General features: G+C 72.3%; 3 protein-coding genes. All 3 read right to left on the bottom strand.

The window, feature by feature from the left end:
- A partial coding sequence (locus FDZ70_08555; protein ID TLM72288.1) for an AAA family ATPase occupies positions 1–1,717 on the bottom strand: 1,717 nt, incomplete at its 3' end.
- Between the two features lie 7 nt (positions 1,718–1,724).
- Positions 1,725–2,135: a MerR family transcriptional regulator gene (locus tag FDZ70_08550; protein TLM72287.1), complete on the bottom strand. Its 411-nt coding sequence runs from the start codon at positions 2,133–2,135 to the stop codon at positions 1,725–1,727.
- Positions 2,136–2,149: 14 nt separating this feature from the next.
- Positions 2,150–3,069 (bottom strand): molecular chaperone DnaJ (locus FDZ70_08545; protein TLM72286.1); only part of this gene is annotated, 920 nt, incomplete at its 5' end.

Genomic DNA, 3,069 nt, shown 5'->3' with positions numbered 1-3,069 from the left:
CGCGCCGGTGCAGCTCGTCTTCGAGGCGCGCGAGCTTGGCGAGTTCGCCTTCCATCACGCGCGAGACCGGGATGCCGGTCCACGCGGCCACGACCTCGGCGATCTCCTCCTCGGTGACCTGCTCGCGCAGCATCGCGTCCGCGCCCTGCCGCTCGGCGAGCTTGGCGTCCGCCTCCTCGAGCGCCCGGGTGAGCTCGGGCACGCGCCCGTAGCGCAGCTCGGCCGCACGCGCGAGGTCGCCCTCGCGCTCGGCGCGCTCGGCGTCGACCTTGGCCGCGTCGAGTTCGGCGGTGAGGCGCTGCACGTCGCCGATGACGTCCTTCTCGGACTGCCAGCGCGCCTTGAGGCCCGAGAGCTCCTCGGTCATGCCCGCCATCTCCGCGCGCAGCTTCTCGAGCCGCTCGGCCGACGCCTCGTCCGTCTCCTTGGCCAGCGCCTGCTCCTCGATCTGCATCTGGCGCAGCCGGCGGTCCACCACGTCGATCTCGGTGGGCATCGAGTCGATCTCGATGCGCAGCCGCGAGGCCGCCTCGTCCACGAGGTCGATGGCCTTGTCTGGCAGGAAGCGGTCGGTGATGTAGCGGTCCGAGAGTGTGGCGGCCGCCACGAGCGCGCCGTCGGTGATGCGCACGCCGTGGTGGACCTCGTACTTCTCCTTGATGCCGCGCAGGATCGCGATCGCGTCCTCAACGCTCGGCTCGCCGACGAACACCGGCTGGAACCTGCGCTCGAGCGCCGCGTCCTTCTCGATGTGCTCCCGGTACTCGTCGAGCGTGGTCGCGCCGATCGCGTGCAGCTCGCCGCGCGCGAGCGCCGGCTTGAGCATGTTGCTCGCATCCATCGCGCCCTCGGCCGCCCCCGCGCCGACGAGCGTGTGCAGCTCGTCGATGAACAGCACGAGCCGCCCCTCGGCCTGCTCGACCTCGCGCAGCACGGCCTTGAGGCGGTCCTCGAACTCGCCGCGGTACTTCGCACCGGCCACCATCGCGCCCAGGTCGAGCGCGACCACGTCCTTGTCTTTGAGCGACGCGGGCACGTCGCCGTCGACGATGCGCTGCGCGAGCCCCTCGACGATGGCGGTCTTGCCCACGCCCGGCTCGCCGATGAGCACCGGGTTGTTCTTGGTGCGCCGCGACAGCACCTGGATGACGCGGCGGATCTCCTCGTCGCGGCCGATGACCGGGTCGAGCTTGCCGTTGCGCGCGAGATCGGTCAGGTTGCGCGAGAACCGCTCGAGCGCTTGGAACTGCGCCTCGGGGTTCTCGTCGGTCACGCGCGCCCCCGCGCGCAGCTCGGTCAGCGCCGCCGCGAGGCGCTCGCTCGTGACGCCGTGCTTCCCGAGCACGCGACCGGCCTCGCCGGAATCCGACGCGATCGCGAGCAGCAGGTGCTCCGTGGAGACGTACGCGTCCTTGAGCTTCTCGGCGGCCTTGAACGCGTCGGCCAGCACGGTGTTCAGCCGGGGCGACACGCCGGTCACACCCGCCCCGCCGCTGACCTTCGGCATCGCTGAGACCGCCGCGGTCGCGTCTGCCTCGACGAGGTCCGGCTCGGCGCCGACCTTCGCGAGGATCGGGCGCACGATGCCCTCGGCCGCATCGACCAGCGCCTTCAGCAGGTGCTCGGGCTCGACGACGGTCTGCCCGCCCTCGTCGGCGATGCCGCCCGCGGCCTGCAGGGCCTCCTGTGCCTTGACGGTGAGCTTGTCCATCCGCATCAGCGCATCACCTCTGCTCGCGCCTGACCATGCCGCCGCGCTGAACGAGCACTATCTCCGTGCGCGGCCGCGCCTGCGCACGTGCCTCCGCGCGGGCCAGCGCAGCACGGGCCTCGGCGTGAGCGAGCGCGATGCGCAACCGCTCGGCCTCCGCGGCCAGGCCCTCGGCCTGCGCCCGCAGCTCCAGGATGCGGATGACGCCGGCCAGGTTGATGCCCTCGGCCGTCAGCTGCGTGATCAACCGCAGCCGCTCGATGTCGGCGTCGGAGTACAGGCGCGTGTTGCCGCCGGAGCGCTGCGGCTTGATGAGCTGCTTGCGCTCGTAGATGCGCAGCGTCTGCGGATGCATGCCCGCCAGCTCGGCTGCCACGCTGATCATGTAGAGCGGCCGCTCGCCGCCCCGGCTTCGCCTGTCCATCATGTCCGCGCCTCCTACTTGATGTGCGCCCGCACGTCGTCTCCGCGCGACGACGCGAACCTGCGCATCAGTTCCTTCTGCTCGGCCGTGAGCTTCTCGGGCGTGACCACCCGCGCACGCACGCGCAGGTCGCCCCGTCCCGAGCCCTTCAGCCGAGGAGCGCCCTTCTCTTTGAGGCGGTGCACGCGACCGTCCTGCGTGCCCGCCGCGATCTTGAGCTTCACGCGCGTGCCGTCGGGAGCGGAGATGGTGACCTCCGTGCCGAGCGCCGCCTCGTCGAAGGTGAGCGGCAGGTCCATCAGCACGTCGGCGCCGTCGCGCGTGAAGTACGGATGCGGCTTGATGCGGGTGACCACGTACAGGTCGCCCGCGGGCCCGCCGTTCTCGCCCGGCTCGCCCTTGCCCTTGAAGCGCAGCTTGCCGCCGTCCGCGGCGCCTGCCGGCACGTTGACCGTCACCGGCTTGAGCTTGACCACGCTGCCCTTGCCCCGGCACGTGGTGCACGGCGACTCGATGACCTTGCCCGAGCCGCCGCAACGCGAGCACGCGTGCGAGAACGCGAACATCCCCTGACCCTGCGAGGTGCGGCCGGTGCCCCCGCACGCGGGACAGGTCGTGGCCGAGGTGCCGGGCTTGGCGCCGGACCCCTTGCAGGTCGAACAGGTCTCGGCGCGCTGGACGTCGACCTTCGTCGACACGCCGGCGAGCGCCTCGTCGAACGTGAGCGCCACCTCGTACTGCAGGTCGCGCCCGCGGTGCGGCCCGCGCGCCCCGCGCCCGCCTCCGCCACCGCCGAAGATCCCGCCGAACAGGTCGCCGAGGTCGCCCACGTCGACGGTGAACCCGCCCGCACCGCCGGGGTATGCGCCGCCGGGGAATCCGCCGCCCGGGAAGCCCGCGCCGGGGGGCCATCCGCCCGGAACCCCGCCGGGAC

Source organism: Actinomycetota bacterium (assembly GCA_005774595.1).
In the GTDB taxonomy this organism is placed as follows: Bacteria; Actinomycetota; Coriobacteriia; order Anaerosomatales; family D1FN1-002; genus D1FN1-002.
Note: the sequence above shows the minus strand (reverse complement) of the source record. Positions and strands in the feature narration are given on the sequence as shown.